The sequence below is a fragment of the Terrilactibacillus tamarindi genome (assembly GCF_009718825.1).
In the GTDB taxonomy this organism is placed as follows: domain Bacteria; phylum Bacillota; class Bacilli; order Bacillales; family Sporolactobacillaceae; genus Terrilactibacillus; species Terrilactibacillus tamarindi.
In genome coordinates this window covers 116,550-134,439 of sequence record NZ_WNHB01000005.1, presented here as the reverse complement: position 1 = coordinate 134,439, position 17,890 = coordinate 116,550, and the positions used below count along the sequence as shown (strand labels likewise).

Here is a 17,890-nt window from a genome sequence, read left to right as displayed (position 1 = left end):
ATTTCATGAAACTTACATCAACTGAAATTGAAATCGCAGAGATTCTAGAAAAAAACGCTCGCTTATCAAATGAAGATATCGCGAAGATGACTAATTTAAGCTTAGATGAGACAGACAAAATCATTAAAAAACTTGAAGAACATAACATTATTGTTCGCTATGTTTCCCTTGTAGATTGGTCAAAAATTGAAGGCCATGAAGGGGTTACAGCCATGATTGATGTCAAAGTGACTCCGAAAAGGGACGTTGGCTTTGATGCTGTAGCTGAGCGCATTTATCGTTTTAAAGAGGTTAAATCGGTTTACTTAATGTCTGGTACATACGATTTATCCGTTGTTATAGAAGGGAAGTCAATGAATGAAGTCGCTCGGTTTGTTTCCAATAAACTTTCAACGATTGAATCTGTTATCTCTACAACAACGCACTTTATTTTGAAAAAATATAAACATGATGGCACTGTATATGAGTCAGATGATGAAGATCGAAGAATTGTGGTGTCTCCGTGATGAGTCAAACGACCACTTACTTAGCTGAACATGTAAAAGCATTAAAACCTTCAGGCATTCGTCGATTTTTTGATTTAGCTGCTGGAATGAAGGGCGTTATTTCGCTTGGAGTGGGTGAACCTGATTTTGTGACTTCTTGGAATTTGAGAGAAGCTGCGATTACCTCATTAGAACAAGGCTATACATCTTATACAGCGAATGCTGGTTTAATGGAATTACGAGAAGAAATTGCGGGTTACATGCAAAAGCAATTTTCAGTCTCTTATGATCCAGAATCTGAAATCATCGTCACTGTAGGTGCTAGCCAAGCGATTGATATCGCTTTTAGAGCTATTTTAAATCCTGGTGATGAAGTTATTATTGTTGAACCTTGCTTTGTATCATATGCCCCGCTTGTGACAATGGCTGGCGGTGTTCCGATTCATGTCCAAACACTAAAAGAGAATGACTTCAAAATACTTCCTAGTCAATTAGAAGAAGTCATGACTGAACGTACGAAGGCGATTATGCTCTGTTCACCCAATAATCCTACAGGGACTATGCTGAATAAAGCTGAACTCGAAAAAATTGCAGAGATCGCTGTGCGCCATGATTTACTTGTTCTATCAGATGAAATCTATGCTGAACTCGTTTACGATGAGCCCTATACCAGTCTCGCTTCCATTGAAGGAATGCGTGAACGGACGATTTTATTAAATGGATTTTCAAAAGGGTTTGCCATGACGGGTTGGCGTTTAGGTTTTGTATGTGCACCAGAAGAAATTACACAAGGCATGTTAAAAATACATCAATATGCTATCATGTGTGCATCCACAATGGCCCAATATGCCGGTCTCGAAGGTCTAAAAAACGGAAGAGAAAATGTGGAAGAAATGCGAAAAAGCTACCGACAACGTCGTAATTTCATTGTTCAATCATTGAATGAAATGGGTTTAACCTGTCATAACCCTGGTGGTGCTTTCTATGCCTTCCCTTCAATTGAATCAACCGGTCTTAGCTCTGAAGAATTTGCTGAGGAGTTACTAAAGGCTGAAAAAGTAGCTGTAGTACCAGGAAATGCGTTTGGTGAGAGTGGTGAAGGTCATATCCGCTGCTCTTATGCCACATCCCTAACCCAGCTTCAAGAAGCAATGAAACGAATAAGAAGATTTATAGATAATCTATAAATTAACAAAGAAGCTATTTAAAGTAGATAAATAGCTTCTTTGTATTTTACAAAGATATGAGATAAATTTTTTTCGTCGTACCCTCTTCTATTTTCTCTATTGAATTTCAATTTTTGTTCCAAGATCAATATCTGGTACTTCTTTATTCTCAAGGTATAATGTTCCTGCAAGTTCAGGTGACTTGCTTCCATCAAATTTCATCGTAATGTGGCCGAGATCTACTAAATTTTTTGTACAAGATTACCCACAGCTGTAATTTTGTATGATTGGTTATTAAAAAACACTGTATTTCCAACTTTTATGTCACCATTTACAGGCTTTACATCTATACCAAAACAATAGTCTTTCAATCCATCCGGTGCTTCGTTACCGAATAAGATAAGCATTTTTTCTGAAAAGAACTCTTTTGCCATTGAACCAATACTTTGAATTTTATTTTCATAAATTGTTGACATATCTCTTACTATTTACATCAATGTGTAAATAGACTGCCTCCCTTTGTTTTATAATGATCTACTTAACTTTCATTTAAGCGCTTTCAAGATTAAACATATAAACCAAAACTACATAACCAAGCGATAACCACCCTTGGTGCACCCATTAAGAAACGTGAATAGAGAACGGCAGGAACGCCTACTTCGACTGTTTCAGGTTCAGCCTCAGCCAATCCAAGGCCAACTGGAATAAAATCACAAGCATTCTGCGTATTGATTGCAAATAAGGCTGGTAAAGCTAATTGTGGTGGAATGTTTCCCTTTCCGATTTCAACACCTATTAACGTTCCGATGATTTGCCCGATGACCCCTCCAGGTCCAAGTAGTGGAGAGAGGAAAGGTAAGGAACAAACAAAACCGATGAGTATTAATCCCCATATATTACCTGCTAATGGAGACATGACATTCCCGAACCATGTTCCAATCCCTGATCCTTGAATGATTCCAATTAACATGGCCACAAATGCCATGAATGGTAATATGGTATTAATTAATGTCTGTATGGCATCGCGACCAGCTTGATAGAAGGTATCTATAACTTTACCGGCCCCTAATCCAATTTTTGTTAAAATATTTTGATCGGAACTTTCTGCTTTAGTTTCTGAAATTTTCTTATCTGTGCTGTATTTGTATGTTTTCTTTTCATGAACGGCTTTATTGGATTCTTCTGGTATTGTCTCTTCTTCAGCAGTTGCAGCAGCTATTTGATCAATACCCACAGCCGCTATTTGATCAATACCCACATTGGAAACGTAAATAGACTCATTAATATATTGGGCTAATGGACCACTTTTCCCCGTCGGCATGACGTTAATGGTTGGAATTCCTTTTTTAGGATAAATACCGCAACGGAGTGTTCCTCCACAATCAATCACAGCTGCTGCTATTTCTTCATCTGGTACACTTGTTTTAAATCCATTAACAGGAATAGCTCCCGTAATTTCCGATAACTTATCGACAATTGCAGGTTTAGCCCCACCACCAACAATATACAAGATTTTGTCTTTACCTTCTTTTGGTGAAATAATAAGAGGTCCACCGTACCCCCCGCTACCTTTAGTTACTTTTGCTGATTTATATTCTGTCATGGTTCTTCACCCCATTTACGCTTTAATTTTTACTTCACTACTTAGTACAACACCTTGTTGTTTCGAAACCCAACGAGTTAAATAGTCGGTGATCCAGCCACATAAGAAATTAGCGACTAAGCCAACGAGTAAATACCGGATGGCAAGAGAAGTCGTATCTAATCCGAGTTTTTGAATTCCCTGTGCAATGCCCAGCCAAATAAAAAGTTCCCCTGCATTAATATGTGGAAAAATACCGTTACTTGTATGACAGAAGAACGCTGCTGATGCATAGTAACTTGGTTTGTATTTTTCTGGTAAGAATCGACCAAGAGAAAGAGCCATTGGATTGGCTAGCATAAATGCGCCTAAAAAAGGTAAAACCATATAACGAAGTAGAGGATTCCGCGCCGATTTACTTGCTAATGAGTTAATTCGATCTTCGCCTATCAAACGAATAATTGAATTCATACAAACGAGGAGCATAAGGACTACAGGAACAATCCCCGTCATCCATGACATAAATGTTTTTCCACCTGTTTCAAACAGATTAATAAATCCTTTAGCGAGTTCAACGATTATATCCATTACTTTTTCACTCCTTTTAAATTCATTATTTACCTAGAATACGAGATTTTCCATAAGTGACCATTTGTTGAAATGGGGTCGTTGATTTCGTTGGAATGGTTCCCCCACTCATGACAATTTTGTAATTATTGACTGCATCTTCAATGGCCGCTCTTAGAAGTTTGTTATAGGCCTTTAAATCTTGTTCTCCTAAGGTTTTGATATTTTTTCCTGTTAATCCTTTTAATGCTTTAAACCTTGCTAAGACAGTGACACCTTGCATTTTTTGTACCTCACAGATGTTCCCTTGTTCGTTAATTCTAATGAACACGATTGTACCGGACCTTAATCTTCCTTTTTTTCGCCCTATGGCCACTTTTCCTTTGCGCCTCAGTCTCGTAAAAACATGTGAAAAATGTTTCATTTGTAAATAACCTAAGGCCATTTGAACGATAAATGCTCCACCTATGAACATCATTAATGTGATAAAAAACATGAATGAACACCTCTTTTCTAATTCACCATCTCAAACAGTCTTTTCACTTCCAGAATGTTCTTTGTCTTCGAAAGTTTGTTAACAAAGTCTTTATTCTTCGCTATTGAGATTAGCTCATCGTATAAACTAATCATGACTCCATCATCAAGTTGTTGATTTTCCGGTATACCTAATAAAAAGATGAGTTTTATTTCCTTTCCTTCCACTATAATTGGGTGTGAACTCACTCCTAAAGCAAAGACTATTTGATTTGAGCCTTTATTTACCGTATGTGGAAAAGCTATCGCATTATCAAATAGGGTTCTTTTTTTATCCTCGCGTTCAAAAACTCTTTGTTTAAACTGCAAATCTACGATATCTAACTGAGTTAGTTCATCTAACATAATAGATAAATTTTCATCATACCGTTTGGTGTGATCTAAGACAAAAAAACGATGTTCACTCAATAAATGGCTCATTAATGATTCATGCTGATGGTCGGTCGCAATATTTAACTTATTCAAGAGAAAAGATTGATTAATTTTTTTGAGGATCTTTTTTTCATCAAAAATTTCTGATAATAAAATAACTGGAACGTTAAGTTCACAAGCTATTGGGACTGTAGAAAAAATGACATCAAAGGTATTTAAAATATCACTTTGGATAGCATTAGATGAAAACATCCTCTTTTCTACGTTTTGATCTAGAATTTTATCTAATTGAATCGATATAATCTTTGCTGTTCCTCTACCAGTATGACAGACGATAGCGACACGTTTTATTTTCTTTACTTTTTCCTCTTGTTCATGAATCATCATGCAAAAATAATACGCAAGATAAGCAAGTTCATCTTGATAGGTTTCTACATGGTATTTTTCATAAATGACATCGTTAGAAATTTCGGCCATTTTATAAGCCAATGGATATTTAAATTTGACTTCTGTGATCAGATTATTTTTCAATCGAATGCCAAATATTAATCTATTCAACATAAAAGTAAGATGATAGCTAAATTCATTTATGATTGGATTAAGATTTAGTTCAATATTTAGTTCTTTTTGGATTTGCTGTTTGATCTCATCAATTAGACTAAAGATTTCGTCAGGTACCTTAACCTTGTCAACATTCATTAGTTTTACCGGTGAACGTCTACTAACGATGGGAATCGTAATAAAAACTTTTTCTGGTTGTGTTAACTTTATTTTTAATGCCTTTTCTATCTTCTCTAATAAATGACTGGTTTCTCTAAACTCTTTAGTTTGACTAATAGATTGATATTTTTCAGGTATTTGTGAAGGAATTGGATGAGACGTCATTCGATTTAAGGCGACCATGATGAATCGTATCAAGTTATATTCTGTTTCTTCCTCAATCAAATGCTCCTTGCAATCATTTCTTATGATAGTTTGAATGTTTTGATCTAATTTGTCACATTCAAAATATCGGTTATCATTATTTTGGATCATATATAATCTAATATCCCATTCATTTCCTTCAACATGGATACCTTCATTTGGTTTCCCTTCAACCAAAATTTCATAGGGAGCTAGTGCCAATCGAATTTTTTTCAAATCATTATTTAATGTTGAACGACCTATATTAAGTTCAAAGGCAAGATCATCTAATTTTAGTGGTTGACTTGCGTAAAATAAACGATAAAAGAGATAAGATGCTCTTTGATGCGGTGTATCGATCAACTGACTTTCTTTTTCGAACTCTTTGATGATTTTTTCAACCTTTTCAGGTTGATAAATTAGAAAACGATAAGTACCATTCTCTAACTTAAGCTCTGACGATTTATCCAAAGCTTGATTAATCACTTTAACATCATTGTAAATCGTTCTTGAGGAAACATTAAGCTTCCTTGCTAATTCTTCTTCTGTTATGTCATTTTCTTTAACACGTTTTAAAATAAATCTTAATCGATCTTCTTGAGTTATTTTGCCCATTTCTACTATCTCCTTTAACCCGAGTGCACTTGGGCGGAATAACTTACTTTAAGTGCGTGTTCAAAAAGGTGACAAATTAGAAGCAAGAAGATCAAGGCGGCGCTGTTTCGAGGACCGGAATGTAGGTTTTTACTACATGAGGACCGGAAAAACAAGCCAACGCCGAGATTCGTAGCTTATCATTTGGTGACTTTTTGAACAACCTCTTTAAGAGACTATCCTCTAGATTTACCGCCAGTAATATTCACTGTTGTTCCTGTTATATAATCTGCACGATTGGAGAGCAAGTAAGCAACTAGATTTCCAATATCGTCTAATTTTCCTGGACGTCCTAGAGGAATAGCCTTAGAGTAATCCGTTCCAAGTCCATCAACTGTCGTGCCTCTTGTATAAGCAAGTGCCTCGTTGTAAGCATCTGTTGTTAACCCCGTTTTTTCATTGATGCCTGGTGCAACGCCAACTACGCGTATGTGTCTTGATCCAAGTTCTTTTGCCCATGATCTTGTAAAACCATTAACAGCCCCTTTTGTTGCTGAATATACACTTTGACCATTCGAACCTTCCATACCAGCTTCAGATGAAATATTAACAATAACACCGGATTTATTTTTTAAGAATTCACGCACGACGGCTTGAGTCGTCAAAAACAACCCTTTAACATTGACATTGATCATAAAATCAAAGTCTTTTTCATTCAACTCATACTCTGGTTTTTCACCTCTAAAATCGACCAATAATCGAGGTAGATTAACACCGGCATTATTTACAAGACCATGAATCGTGCCAAACTTTTCAACAACATGATGAACTAAACTTTCAACGCTCTCTTTTTTTGTTACATCCGTTTGAACATGATAGGCTCCGTTTTCTTCAACATCTCCTGTTGTGACATTAAGATCTGATACAATCACTTGCGCACCAACATTTGCAAGTACATTTGAAATATGTTTCCCTATTCCAGAAGCCCCACCTGTTACAATGATCGTTTTATTTTCTAAACCTAACCAAGATGCTACCATATGATAACTCCCTTTCACTTTTTATTATACTCTCATTATAAAAGCGCTTACAATATTAATTAATACATCAATTTTCAATGGGTATGGAAAAGATATGTACTAATGATGACCCCATTCCAAAACCATCGAGCTCGCTTATGTAACGTTATGTAAAATGGTGATTCCAAAAAGTTATGTGATTGATTGAAAAGAAAAACGTCCATCAAAGGTGATCGTTGATGGACGTTTTTCTTTTTAAACTGTTTTTTTTAATAAACTCAGCATGTCTGCCATATCAAACGGAGCTTCTCTTTTCATACTTTCAGCAAATTGAGAGACGAGCCTAAGGGTTTCTACACTTTCTATAGGGTGTTCACCTGAAGCACTCTCTGCAGATAACATCACAGCATTGGTGCCATCAAGAACGGCTTGAAAAACGTCGGTTACTTCTGCTCTCGTCGGAATCGAATGGTCAACCATGGATTGAAGCATTTGTGTCGCCGTAATCACATATTTATTTAATCGATTGCATTCGCAAATGATTGCTTTTTGTAATAGCGGGATCCATTCATAAGGACATTCAACCCCTAAGTCTCCTCTGGCTACCATGATTCCATCCGTAGACTCAACGATCTCTTGGAAATTCTTGATGGCTTCCATTGTTTCAACTTTAACAATAAGCTTTGGCGAAACACGTGTCCTTTCTCCAATAAAATCTCTGATTTCTCGAATGTGGGTGGCATTCCGAACAAACGAACAAGCAATAAAATCGACTTTTTCATTTAGAAGAAAATCGATATCTTTCTTGTCTTTTTCAGTAATCGCTGGTAATTGGATTTTTGTTCCTGGCAAGTTAACTCCTTTGTGAGAAGAAATCATACCTCCTTTTTTAACTGTCGTTAAAATATGTCCATCTTCTATTTTGACGGCTACAAGTTCAACTTCACCATCGTTGATAAGAATTTTATTCCCGACTTTAATATCTTCCGTGATACCTACATAATCAACACTTGCTTCCTTGTCATTTCCCTTGATTGGTTGATTATGGAGTATGAACGATGCACCTGCTTTTAGTCTAACTTCCCCAGAAGGTATTTCTCCTAATCTAATTTTTGGGCCCTGAACATCTCCCAAGATTCGTACGGTCTTATCCAGTGATTTAACCAGTTGGATCACTTCTCGATGACTTTCATGCGTCCCATGGGATAAATTAAGCCGAACAATCGTCATGCCATTATCTATTAACTTTTTTAAGGTTTCTTTATTTTGACTAGCAGGTCCAATTGTACAAATTCGATCAATGGTCATAAATTCACCTTCCTCTAAAGCTTTTATTATATTAGTATACCCAGAAGTAAGGTGAGCAAATATGAATATTTCAGTAAATATTTTAAAAAAACAGTACTCAGAAGATGGAGTACTGTTGTCTATAAATAAAAAAATTTTAATGGGGCGTTTACTTTAATTACTCTTTAACTGATCCAGATGTTAATCCAGAAACAATTCTCCGTTGGAAAATAAGAACTAAAATAACGAGTGGAACCGTTACAACAACCGTTGCAGCTGAAATTTCACCCCAAGGAATAGTGTATTGACCTTGAAACATCGCAATACCGACGGGAACCGTTTTAAATTTATCTGCTGTATTAATTGTGAGGGAGAATAAGAATTCATTCCAAGCTCCAATAAAGACTAAAATAGAAGTCGTAAAGATTCCAGGTCCCGCTAAAGGAAGTATGACTTTCCAGTACGTTTGCCACATCGAAGCCCCATCAATTTTAGCCGCTTCCTCTAAATCAAACGGAATTTTCCTGAAGAAGGAAACAAGTAACCAGATCGACAAGGGTAAAGAAAATGTTGTATACGGGATGATTAAGCCTAAATAACTATTCGTTAATCCTGCGTTTTTTAAAAACATATAGATGGGTGAAATGGTGGCTATTTGAGGAAACATCGATACGGCCAATACTGTTCCTAAAATAATGGTTTTACCTTTAAATTTCAATCTCGCGATGGCATAAGCGGCAAATGAAGCAACAAAGACCGTGTATATCGTTGTTATGGAGGCAACCACTAAACTGTTCCATTGATAATGCAGAAATGGGTGTTTTGTAAAAACAGATACATAGTTTTCAAGAGTTGGATGACTTGTATAAGGGGTGAACGCTTTATCCCCAAATAACTCGGTTAGTGGTTTAATTGATGTAATTAACATCCATAAAAAGGGAAACATGACAACAAAAACAAAGACAAATAGAAAGACATAGAATAAAGGACCCGTTTTCTTATGCATGTCAGACACTTCCTTTCCTCGTAATTGAATCATTTTTTGTTAACATGATTAGTCTCAGCCGTTATTTTTTATTGCTATCTTGAATTAAATCTGCGCCTAACAATTTGATATAAATGATAGAGATAATGGCCACACACACGAATACAATGACCGATAGTGAGGAACCATTTCCAAAATTGGTTTGTGAAAACATGACTTTATAAGCTAAGATCGAAATCGTTTCAGTTGAGTTAGCTGGTCCCCCACCTGTCAAAACAAAAATCAAGTCAAACACGCGGAACGCATCTAATGTTCTGAAAAGAAGGGCCACGAGAAGACTCGATTTCAATAATGGTAAGGTAATTTTAATAAATTGCTGCCATTTATTTGCACCATCTATCGCTGCCGCTTCATACAAAGAGGAAGGGATGGTTAGTAGCCCTGCTAAAAGTAATAAAGCCATATAAGGAGTTGTTTTCCATACATCGGTGAAGATAACCGAAAACATGGCCCCAGTGTTGGTGGTTAAGAGATCCGACATTTTATCCACTAATCCCACTTTTTCAAATAAATACGCCACAATCCCGTTCTGACCGTCATATAAAAACTTCCACATTAACGCCGAAACGGCCGTAGGAATCGCCCAAGGAATCAGAATACTTGCTCTGATTAACCCCCGTCCAAAAAAGGCTTTATTGATGAGCAGCGCGATAGCTAAACCAATGACGAGCTCAAACGCTACTGATACAACTGTAAAGAAGAGAGTATTCCAAATGGCGAGCCACGTGCGAGGACTCGATAAATTCTCTTTGTAATGTTGTAATCCCACAAAATTAGATTTGATGAGTGCGTCGTTTAACCCATTTGCGAGACCACTGATTTTATCTTCTTGCTCTAATTTTGCTTTTTTTGTCACGTCTTTTAGTTCTTGTTGAACTTGATGGGTCATATTTTGATATTGTTCACTGAGCTTTTTATCTATAGGTATAAGGGCCTCATCGTCTGAAATCGATTTAAAATCCATCAATTTATCATTAACCGTTTGATATGATTTTTTTATGTCTGGATCCTTCTGTAATACAGCATCAAATTGATTTATTTGTGTTTTGACTTTGGTTAGCTCATCCACATGATGTCCTGATTGTATCTCTTGGTCTATGGATGAAATAAGGAACGGGGCACTATTTAAATAGCGCTCTAAATCAAAACTATAGTTAAGGTGAACCGTAGATTTTGTCGGGTCATTTAATTTGAGATCAAAGAGACTAAGATAAAAAGATTGCAGGACAGGCCAAATGGCCACAACAAGGATGAGGAGCATCGATGGAAAAATTAAGAGATAGCCTGCCGATCTTTCTGATAGTTTTTTCTTCTTTATTTGTTTCTGATTTAATTGGACATCAACGACCGATGGGCCTAACTTTTTGTCAGGTTTTTCTAGGTTAGAATGCATGTCATCACACCCTTATCAAGTAATCTGTTGAATATCAACACTCATCACACTCCATGGAGAACTTATACTACATAATAGATACCAATGCTGACCTTCAGTAGAAGGCCGCACCTCGTCAACGATTATCCCGCCTTAACGGCAAGTAAAGACCCCCACCTCAAGATTCTGAGTAGTCATAGAAAATAAGTGGGGGATCAACTGCCCGTAAAGGTCCGATTGGTTCAGCTAACCATCAGTGGGGAATGAAGAACAACCCCACTGATGGAAGTATCACTTTATTTTGCAAGTTTTGCTTTGATCTGTGTTTCCATTTCCTGTATGGCCTGCTTTGCTGTAATTTCTTTATTGATGGCTTTTGATACTTCAATTTGGATAATGTCTGATATCTCTTGATAGTTTGGAGCGACTGGTCTTGGGACAGCATTTGCATAGCCTTCTTGGAACTGTTTATTTCCAAAGAATGGATTCGCTTTTAAGACATCTTTATCTTGGAATAAGGAGGTAAGTGTTGGGATATTCCCCGATTCAATTGCTGTTATTTTTTGACCTTCTTTACCTGATAAGAATTTGACAAATTCCCATGCTTCTTTTGGATGTTTTGAATAAGCGGAAATACCTAATTGCCATCCACCTAATGCTGTTACGGAGCCTTTATCACCTGCTGGAAGCGGAGCTACACCTACCTTACCTACAATTTTTGATTGTGTTTTGTCATTAGCAATCGCATAATTGTACGTCCAGTTTCTTATGAATGGTGATTCACCATTGATAAAAGATGTATGGGATTCGACTTCGGTAAAGGTATTAATATTGCCAGGAACAATGTTAGAGTTGGTGATATCAACCATTTTTTGTAATCCTTTAATGGCTTCAGGACTATTTATCACCACTTCCCCTTTATCGTTAATAAACTGTCCACCATAAGAGGCGATAAATTCAACTGCATCACAAACAAGTCCTTCATACTGTTTAGCTTGCATTAAGTAGCCATACTTTGTTCCATTTTTTCCTTGGTATTTACTAGCGACTCTTTGAAGGTCATCCCATGTTTTTGGTACATCTTTATCAGAAACAAGATCTTTTCGATAGAACAATAAGGCCGCATCACCGAGCCTCGGCATTGCCCATTGCTTACCATTAAATTGAGAGGCTTGAACGGCACCTTTGTTGTACTCACTCATGCTGATATGATCTCGTTGGATAAATCGATCCAATGGCATGACATAACCTGCTTGAGCAAATTCAGCTGGCCAAACAACATCTAAAGAGATAACATCAAATTCCGATGATTTAGCATTTAGAGCCGTGACGTATGCATCGTGCTGAGCATTTGAGTCGGATGGGAGTTCTCGGAATTCAACATCGATAGTTGGGTGTTCTTTCTCAAAAGCTTTAATGATTTTAGGAACAACCTTCGTCGTATCCTTTCCTTGGGAAAAAATAATTTTAACTTTTTTATTAGAGTTATTATTTTTGCTTTCTTTTTGGTCTGACTTACTTCCTGAACTACAACCGCCTAAAATAAGTATGGCTACCAAAAATAAACTAAGAATACTCATCGCTTTACGTTTCATCAAGACATCCCCCTTTGGTGGTGTAAATGGTACCACTTTAAAATGATTACGCTTACATTTTTTTGTTACTTACATCCTTCTTCATATCAACTTAATGACATGGGATAAAATAGTTGGATGACATCTTTTTAATCTAAAAACGGCCTCCTTTTGAAATCGCTTTCATACCTTTTTTTTTATTTTAATTTAATTCTCAAAATAAAACAACCAATATATTCCTTCAAAATTTGTTCACATATTACAATTTTCGCCTTCCTCTTAACTGTATTAGGTACGTTCTGACCATGTATGGTTGACCCTTCATAAATCCGCAATTTTGAAATTAAACACAAAAATAGTAGACTTATCATTTTAATATCGATTAAGCCTACTATTTTGAACGTCTATTGTAACTATAGCGTTTTTGTGATCCCTATAATGCTTTATACATCTCTTTCAATGACTCTTTTGTCATGTCAACAGGATTATTATACATATTGGGAGAAAAACTTCCCTCAACGAGACGATCCAAATCATCTTCAGTACCGACTCCAACATCATGCAACGTCATGCGAAGACCCATCTCTTTTTTCATTGCATCGATTTGATTGGCTAATTCTTCCGCATTTTCAAATCCGAGACGTTGACTAAAGGCCTCCAAACGTTCTGCTTCTGGTCCCTTACTATTGATCTTCCAAAATGAAGGAAGTGTAAAAGCACATGCTTCACCATGAGGAATATGGAATTCTTGTGTTAAAGGATAGGAGCAGGCATGAGCAGCTGCGGTTTGAGTTAAGTTAAAAGCCATTCCCGCTGTAACTGAAGCTTCACTCATTTTTGCCCTTGCTTCAATATTATCAGGCTCATGATACGCCGTTAATAGATGCTTAAACACGAGTGAAGCGGCACGCTCTGCAGGAAGATCCGTTAAAGGCTGATGTTTCTTCCCATAAAAAGCTTCTAATGAGTGAGCGAGTACGTCCAGGCCACTTGCCGCTGTCACATGAGGCGGACATGACAAAGTTAATTCGGGATCAACCAAGGCATACACAGGATAAAATATGTCACTTCCAAGTGGGGCTTTTACATCTCGATCTTCATCAGTAAGGACGGATACCGTCGTAATTTCACTTGCTGTTCCAGATGTTGTTGGAATCGCAATGAGAGGAATACTAGTACCTGTCACAGGAAGCTTTTTTGATAAATAATCAGCCGTTTTATGTTCTGTTCCTGCAACAAAGCAAGCTACCTTGGCACAATCCATGATACTTCCTCCACCAAGTGCAATGGCAAATTCACAGTTATGTTCACGAATCATCTGTGCACAGTTATCTGTATTCTTAACCGTTGGATTCGGTCTAATGTCAGAAAAAATAGCGACAATTCTTCCTTCCGATTGTTCCTTGATTTCTTCCGCAATACCCAGTCGAACCATCGACGGAGCACTAATTAGGATTCCACGGTTCAGATTCATCTTCTTCAATATTTCCGGTAATTGCTTTACTTTTCCTGCACCGAAATCAATGGGTACAGGTTGCTTATATAAAAAATTCTCCATCTTACTTAAATTCCTTTCTCGGGTAGGTTTCTAGAGTTTGACATAGATAGGTGCTTAAGATTTAACGGCTTGGTCGGCAAATAAGATCTCTTTTTCAAATAATGTTAATGCCTGTTCAAATAGATCCATAGATTCATTTAGTTCTTGTTCTGTGATAACAAGTGGTGGTGCGATAATGACACTTGATTCATGTGAATACGTATAGAAACCTAATTTACTGAGCAAACCAACAAATTTACTCATTAGCCCTACTTTGTCTTTTCCGTAATCCATTCCATAAGCTATAATTGGTTCTTTGGTTGTTTTATCTTTGACGAGTTCAACCGCTGCAAATAAACCGATATGTCGCACATCTCCGACTGAATCATACCCACGGAGTTCCTCCAAGCGAGAAGCTAATACTTTCCCAACTTCTTCTGCATGCTCGATAAGGTTTTCATCTTTATAAATATCAAGCGTTGCGCAGCCAATTTGTGTAGAGACGGTATGTCCACTATATGTTAAACCCGTCATAAGCACATGGTCATCAAAGTATTTGGCGACTTTCTCACTAACAATTACGCCTCCAAGTGGGCTGTAGCCACAGGTTACGCCTTTAGCAAAAGTCATCATGTCGGGTTCAAAATCAAAATGATCGACGGCAAACATTTTTCCTGTTCGACCAAAGCCTGTCATGACTTCATCACAAATCATCAGGATTCCGAATTCATCACACAACTTGCGAACACCTTCAAGATACCCTTTAGGCGGGATTAGAACGCCGTTACTTCCAGGAATCGGCTCCATAAAGACTGCTGCGATCGTTTCCGGTCCTTCATATAACATTTGATTTCTTAAGCGATCCAAATAAAACTTAGTAGCTGCTTCTTCATTTTCAAAGTCGATAACTTCTCGGTATAAGTATGGGACATCAAACTTAATAAATCCGGGTAAACCAGGTTCTACAGTGAAGCGCCGGCTCTCACCAGATAAATTTCCAGCACCAAATGTCGCACCATGATAGGAACGATAACGGGAGAAGATTTTATAACGGCCCGTTGCCATTCGAGCTATTTTTACCGCATGATCATTTGAATCCGCACCGCCATTGGCAAAAAATACTTTTGCCATATTACTTGGCGCCACGTCGATAATTTTACGGGCGAGTTCCGCTTTCGATGCTGTGGCGAAACCAGGCGCTGAAATAGGTATTTCTCCAATATGTTTAAATTCTTCAAGCAATTTTGGATGCGCATGCCCAACATTTAGATAAACGAGTTGAGAACACATATCATAATATTTTTTATTTTCATCATCCCAAAAAAAGATGCCTTTCGCTTTTGTAATCGTTTTAGGATTAACCTGTTTTTGTTTAGCCCATGAATGTAGAACATAATCCTTATCATCTTGTTTAATTTTCTCGATATCTATTGATTCCATGTGAGTAACAACTCCATTCATTTTTAAAATTTATATACCCATCATATATCAAATAGTTATCAGAAAACAATGATGATTCAAACAAAAAGGTTTGTGCATTTGCACAATTACCCTACATACGAAGATCTTCGATCATAAAAGCGAGCGTTAAAGTAGTTTTGGTAAAATTATGATCTAATTTCATATTCAGGATCGATTCGATTTTCTTTATTTTATATAACACCGTATTTCGATGGATAAATTTCTTACGACTGATATTGGTCGTTCGGCCATCTTCTTCTAGATAAATTCTTAAAAAAGATACATAATCGGTTTCATTGGATTTGTCGTATTGGTAAAGTTTTCCCAAAACGTCATGATGGTACTTGTCGATCGTGCGATGATCTCTAGCACCTAAAATTAACTTATAAGCACCAAGATCTTGATATGAATAGATTTGATATCTTGCATGTTTGCGATTGAGTTGAATGACTTTCAAAGCTTCATCGTAACTTTTCTTAACGTCTGATATGTAAGTATAATTCTCACCCTTAGCGATCAGAGGCAACGTCGTGAAATCTAGTTGTTCTAATCGTTGGTAGACGTCTTGAACGATCTTAGAAAAAGAGGGATGTGGAACACCTTGATTGAATGTGTCAACTAATACAATGTATTGATTTTTAAAAACCGTGGACAAGGTGCGTTCATAATGATCATTGAGAGATTTATCCAGGATTTTCATGATGGATTCTTGATGTTTCACATGGTTTGGAAGTTCACACACAACAATAGCGTACGTTGTTTCATTTTCGAAACCTCGTTTGGCTAGTTCTGTTTTCATATCTTCATCATTAAAATCTGGATTAAATAAAATTTCGGACAAGACAAAATCACGATTCATTGGCTTATTCTGTACTGTCATTAAAAATTGCACGGATAGTTTTAAAAAATCTGCCACGCGGTATTCCCATGGCATACGAAACAATGGAAAGGCCATTTGATCAGCAAAACTCACTATGCTTTCTGGTATATAAGGAATATACGGTCCTGTATTGATCACCATTCCACATGCGTTTCTTTGATAGGCCGTTTCAACCATATTCATTAATTTTGTCAAATCATTTGCCATATTGATTCCAGTTGTCACAATCAATTCATTTTGTCTAAAAAACTCAGCAAGATCGTCACTCTCAGTTACATTAACGCCCGTTATAGTTCGATCAATACCTTCTTTACCTGCAACTAGACTTATTGTTTTAAACTCAGGAAGACTAAAAACCCTTCTTAATGTTGTCATATCTTTTGTCCCCCTTTTCAACCCGTCAATAAATGTTTGAGATATCTATAATAGTATCACGTTTACAACATTCTTAAGGCAACTTGCTACCTCTGGATGCTTCATAAAGAGAATACCATTCTTCCCTTGTCATTAGTTCTGATTGACGTACAGCATCCTGGCAATTTTTGATCCTAACAGGATTCGTTGTACCGATGACAGGTTGTACTTTCATAGGATGACGCATTAACCATCCTAAAACAATGGATTCTTTTGTTGTTTCCTTTTCCTGTGCCATCATTTCTACGAGTTCAATGGTTTTTCTATCGGTTTCCGAACTATGCTTCGGTGCATTCCCTGAATAAAGACCTCTTGCGAGTGGTGACCAAGCTTGAACTTGAATATTCTGCATCATACAATACTCGATTAAACCCGGTCCAAATTGTGTTTCAGATCCTTTTGTTTCATTAACTAATACACATTGTTCTAACCAATCAAGTTTCTTTAAATTAAGTTCCAATTGATTAACAATGATCGGCTCTGAACTATATGTTTGGATATGCTGTATTTGTGAGGCATTCATATTTGAGACTCCAAAGTGCAGAACTTTTCCGCCCACTTTTAGTTCGTTAAAGGCCTCAGCTACTTCTTCAGGTTCCATTAAAGGATCCGGACGATGAAGCAATAAACTATCAAGATAATCGGTTCCTAATCGTTTGAGAATACCGTTAACCGAATCTATAATATGTTCCTTTGAAAAATCATAACGAAATGGGCCAACCTTGTCTTCAAACCGTATGCCACATTTACTTTGAATCACGATCTTGTCTCGCATATGAGGTTGTGAATTTAATACCTTTCCAAATACAGTTTCAGACTTCCCCATTCGGTAAATATCCGCAAGATCAAACATGGTCATTCCAATAGATAACGCTGTATCAACAGCCTGCTCTGCTATGTAAATATCATCTTGAGTGACTGGACTGTGATCCCAATTGCCACCAAAACCCATACATCCTAAAACTAAACGACTTGTTGTAAGTTTTCTTTTTTCGATAGGCATCATACGCATGAATGAATCCCTCTTTCAAAAGATGATATCAATAAAATAAACACATACAAAGTAAAGTTCGCCATCTTCTATCTGATTTCCTTCTC

The 17,890-nt window shown here is 36.9% G+C and carries 16 protein-coding genes and 1 pseudogene; 3 read left to right on the top strand and 14 right to left on the bottom strand.

Translation table 11 applies throughout. The features are described 5' to 3' along the window. Nucleotides 1-5 precede the first annotated feature (5 nt). Both GMB86_RS04755 and GMB86_RS04750 read left to right on the top strand, forming a co-directional pair. Nucleotides 6-506, top strand: coding sequence for an Lrp/AsnC family transcriptional regulator (locus GMB86_RS04755; RefSeq protein ID WP_155217335.1), 501 nt, complete (start codon nucleotides 6-8; stop codon nucleotides 504-506). After that, nucleotides 506-1,672 carry an aminotransferase gene (locus GMB86_RS04750; protein ID WP_155217333.1) on the top strand — a complete coding sequence of 389 codons (1,167 nt, stop codon included), beginning with the start codon at nucleotides 506-508 and terminating at the stop codon, nucleotides 1,670-1,672. Before GMB86_RS04755 ends, GMB86_RS04750 begins: the two co-directional genes overlap by 1 nt. 96 nt (nucleotides 1,673-1,768) lie before the next feature. On the opposite strand, the pseudogene GMB86_RS04745 reads toward GMB86_RS04750, so the two are convergent. The 5 genes and pseudogenes from GMB86_RS04745 to GMB86_RS04725 all read right to left on the bottom strand — a co-directional run bounded on the left by GMB86_RS04745 (nucleotide 1,769) and on the right by GMB86_RS04725 (nucleotide 6,224). Next, nucleotides 1,769-2,127 (bottom strand): annotated as a pseudogene (locus GMB86_RS04745) (PTS glucitol/sorbitol transporter subunit IIA). 89 nt (nucleotides 2,128-2,216) lie between these two features. Beyond that, the gene (srlE, locus tag GMB86_RS04740) at nucleotides 2,217-3,254 is read right to left on the bottom strand and encodes a PTS glucitol/sorbitol transporter subunit IIB (protein ID WP_155217331.1); all 1,038 of its coding nucleotides are present in this window, start codon (nucleotides 3,252-3,254) and stop codon (nucleotides 2,217-2,219) included. A 15-nt stretch (nucleotides 3,255-3,269) separates the two neighbouring features. After that, nucleotides 3,270-3,821, bottom strand: a complete 552-nt coding sequence (gene srlA, locus GMB86_RS04735; protein WP_155217329.1) for a PTS glucitol/sorbitol transporter subunit IIC — start codon at nucleotides 3,819-3,821, stop codon at nucleotides 3,270-3,272. A 25-nt stretch (nucleotides 3,822-3,846) separates the two neighbouring features. Next, nucleotides 3,847-4,278: a transcriptional regulator GutM gene (locus GMB86_RS04730; RefSeq protein ID WP_230458995.1), complete on the bottom strand. Its 432-nt coding sequence runs from the start codon at nucleotides 4,276-4,278 to the stop codon at nucleotides 3,847-3,849. Between the two features lie 35 nt (nucleotides 4,279-4,313). Further along, nucleotides 4,314-6,224 (bottom strand): BglG family transcription antiterminator, encoded by a 1,911-nt coding sequence (locus GMB86_RS04725; protein WP_155217324.1) that lies wholly within the window; start codon nucleotides 6,222-6,224, stop codon nucleotides 4,314-4,316. A 52-nt stretch (nucleotides 6,225-6,276) separates the two neighbouring features. On the opposite strand from GMB86_RS04725, the gene GMB86_RS15930 reads away from it, so the two are divergent. Beyond that, nucleotides 6,277-6,399, top strand: coding sequence for a hypothetical protein (locus GMB86_RS15930; RefSeq protein ID WP_268987289.1), 123 nt, complete (start codon nucleotides 6,277-6,279; stop codon nucleotides 6,397-6,399). 40 nt (nucleotides 6,400-6,439) lie between these two features. Here the strand turns inward: GMB86_RS15930 and GMB86_RS04720 are convergent, their stop codons facing one another. The 9 genes from GMB86_RS04720 to GMB86_RS04680 form a co-directional block, all read right to left on the bottom strand. Then, nucleotides 6,440-7,243: an SDR family oxidoreductase gene (locus GMB86_RS04720; RefSeq protein ID WP_155217323.1), complete on the bottom strand. Its 804-nt coding sequence runs from the start codon at nucleotides 7,241-7,243 to the stop codon at nucleotides 6,440-6,442. A gap of 234 nt (nucleotides 7,244-7,477) precedes the next feature. Next, entirely contained in the window at nucleotides 7,478-8,530 is a 1,053-nt protein-coding gene (locus tag GMB86_RS04715; RefSeq protein WP_155217321.1) for a pyruvate kinase, read from the bottom strand. A gap of 157 nt (nucleotides 8,531-8,687) precedes the next feature. Next, complete coding sequence (locus tag GMB86_RS04710; protein ID WP_155217319.1) at nucleotides 8,688-9,515, bottom strand: carbohydrate ABC transporter permease; 828 nt, start codon at nucleotides 9,513-9,515, stop codon at nucleotides 8,688-8,690. A gap of 61 nt (nucleotides 9,516-9,576) precedes the next feature. Continuing rightward, entirely contained in the window at nucleotides 9,577-10,815 is a 1,239-nt protein-coding gene (locus GMB86_RS04705) for a carbohydrate ABC transporter permease (protein ID WP_230459001.1), read from the bottom strand. Between the two features lie 407 nt (nucleotides 10,816-11,222). After that, entirely contained in the window at nucleotides 11,223-12,521 is a 1,299-nt protein-coding gene (locus GMB86_RS04700) for an ABC transporter substrate-binding protein (protein ID WP_155217315.1), read from the bottom strand. A gap of 412 nt (nucleotides 12,522-12,933) precedes the next feature. After that, complete coding sequence (locus GMB86_RS04695) at nucleotides 12,934-14,058, bottom strand: iron-containing alcohol dehydrogenase family protein (RefSeq protein WP_155217313.1); 1,125 nt, start codon at nucleotides 14,056-14,058, stop codon at nucleotides 12,934-12,936. A 54-nt stretch (nucleotides 14,059-14,112) separates the two neighbouring features. After that, a complete protein-coding gene (locus tag GMB86_RS04690; protein ID WP_155217311.1) occupies nucleotides 14,113-15,477 on the bottom strand; it encodes an aminotransferase class III-fold pyridoxal phosphate-dependent enzyme in 1,365 nt (454 codons plus the stop codon). Between the two features lie 112 nt (nucleotides 15,478-15,589). Beyond that, on the bottom strand, nucleotides 15,590-16,753 hold the full coding sequence (locus GMB86_RS04685; RefSeq protein WP_155217309.1) for a PucR family transcriptional regulator: 1,164 nt from the start codon (nucleotides 16,751-16,753) through the stop codon (nucleotides 15,590-15,592). Between the two features lie 73 nt (nucleotides 16,754-16,826). Beyond that, nucleotides 16,827-17,804 carry an aldo/keto reductase gene (locus GMB86_RS04680; RefSeq protein WP_155217307.1) on the bottom strand — a complete coding sequence of 326 codons (978 nt, stop codon included), beginning with the start codon at nucleotides 17,802-17,804 and terminating at the stop codon, nucleotides 16,827-16,829. Nucleotides 17,805-17,890 lie beyond the last annotated feature (86 nt).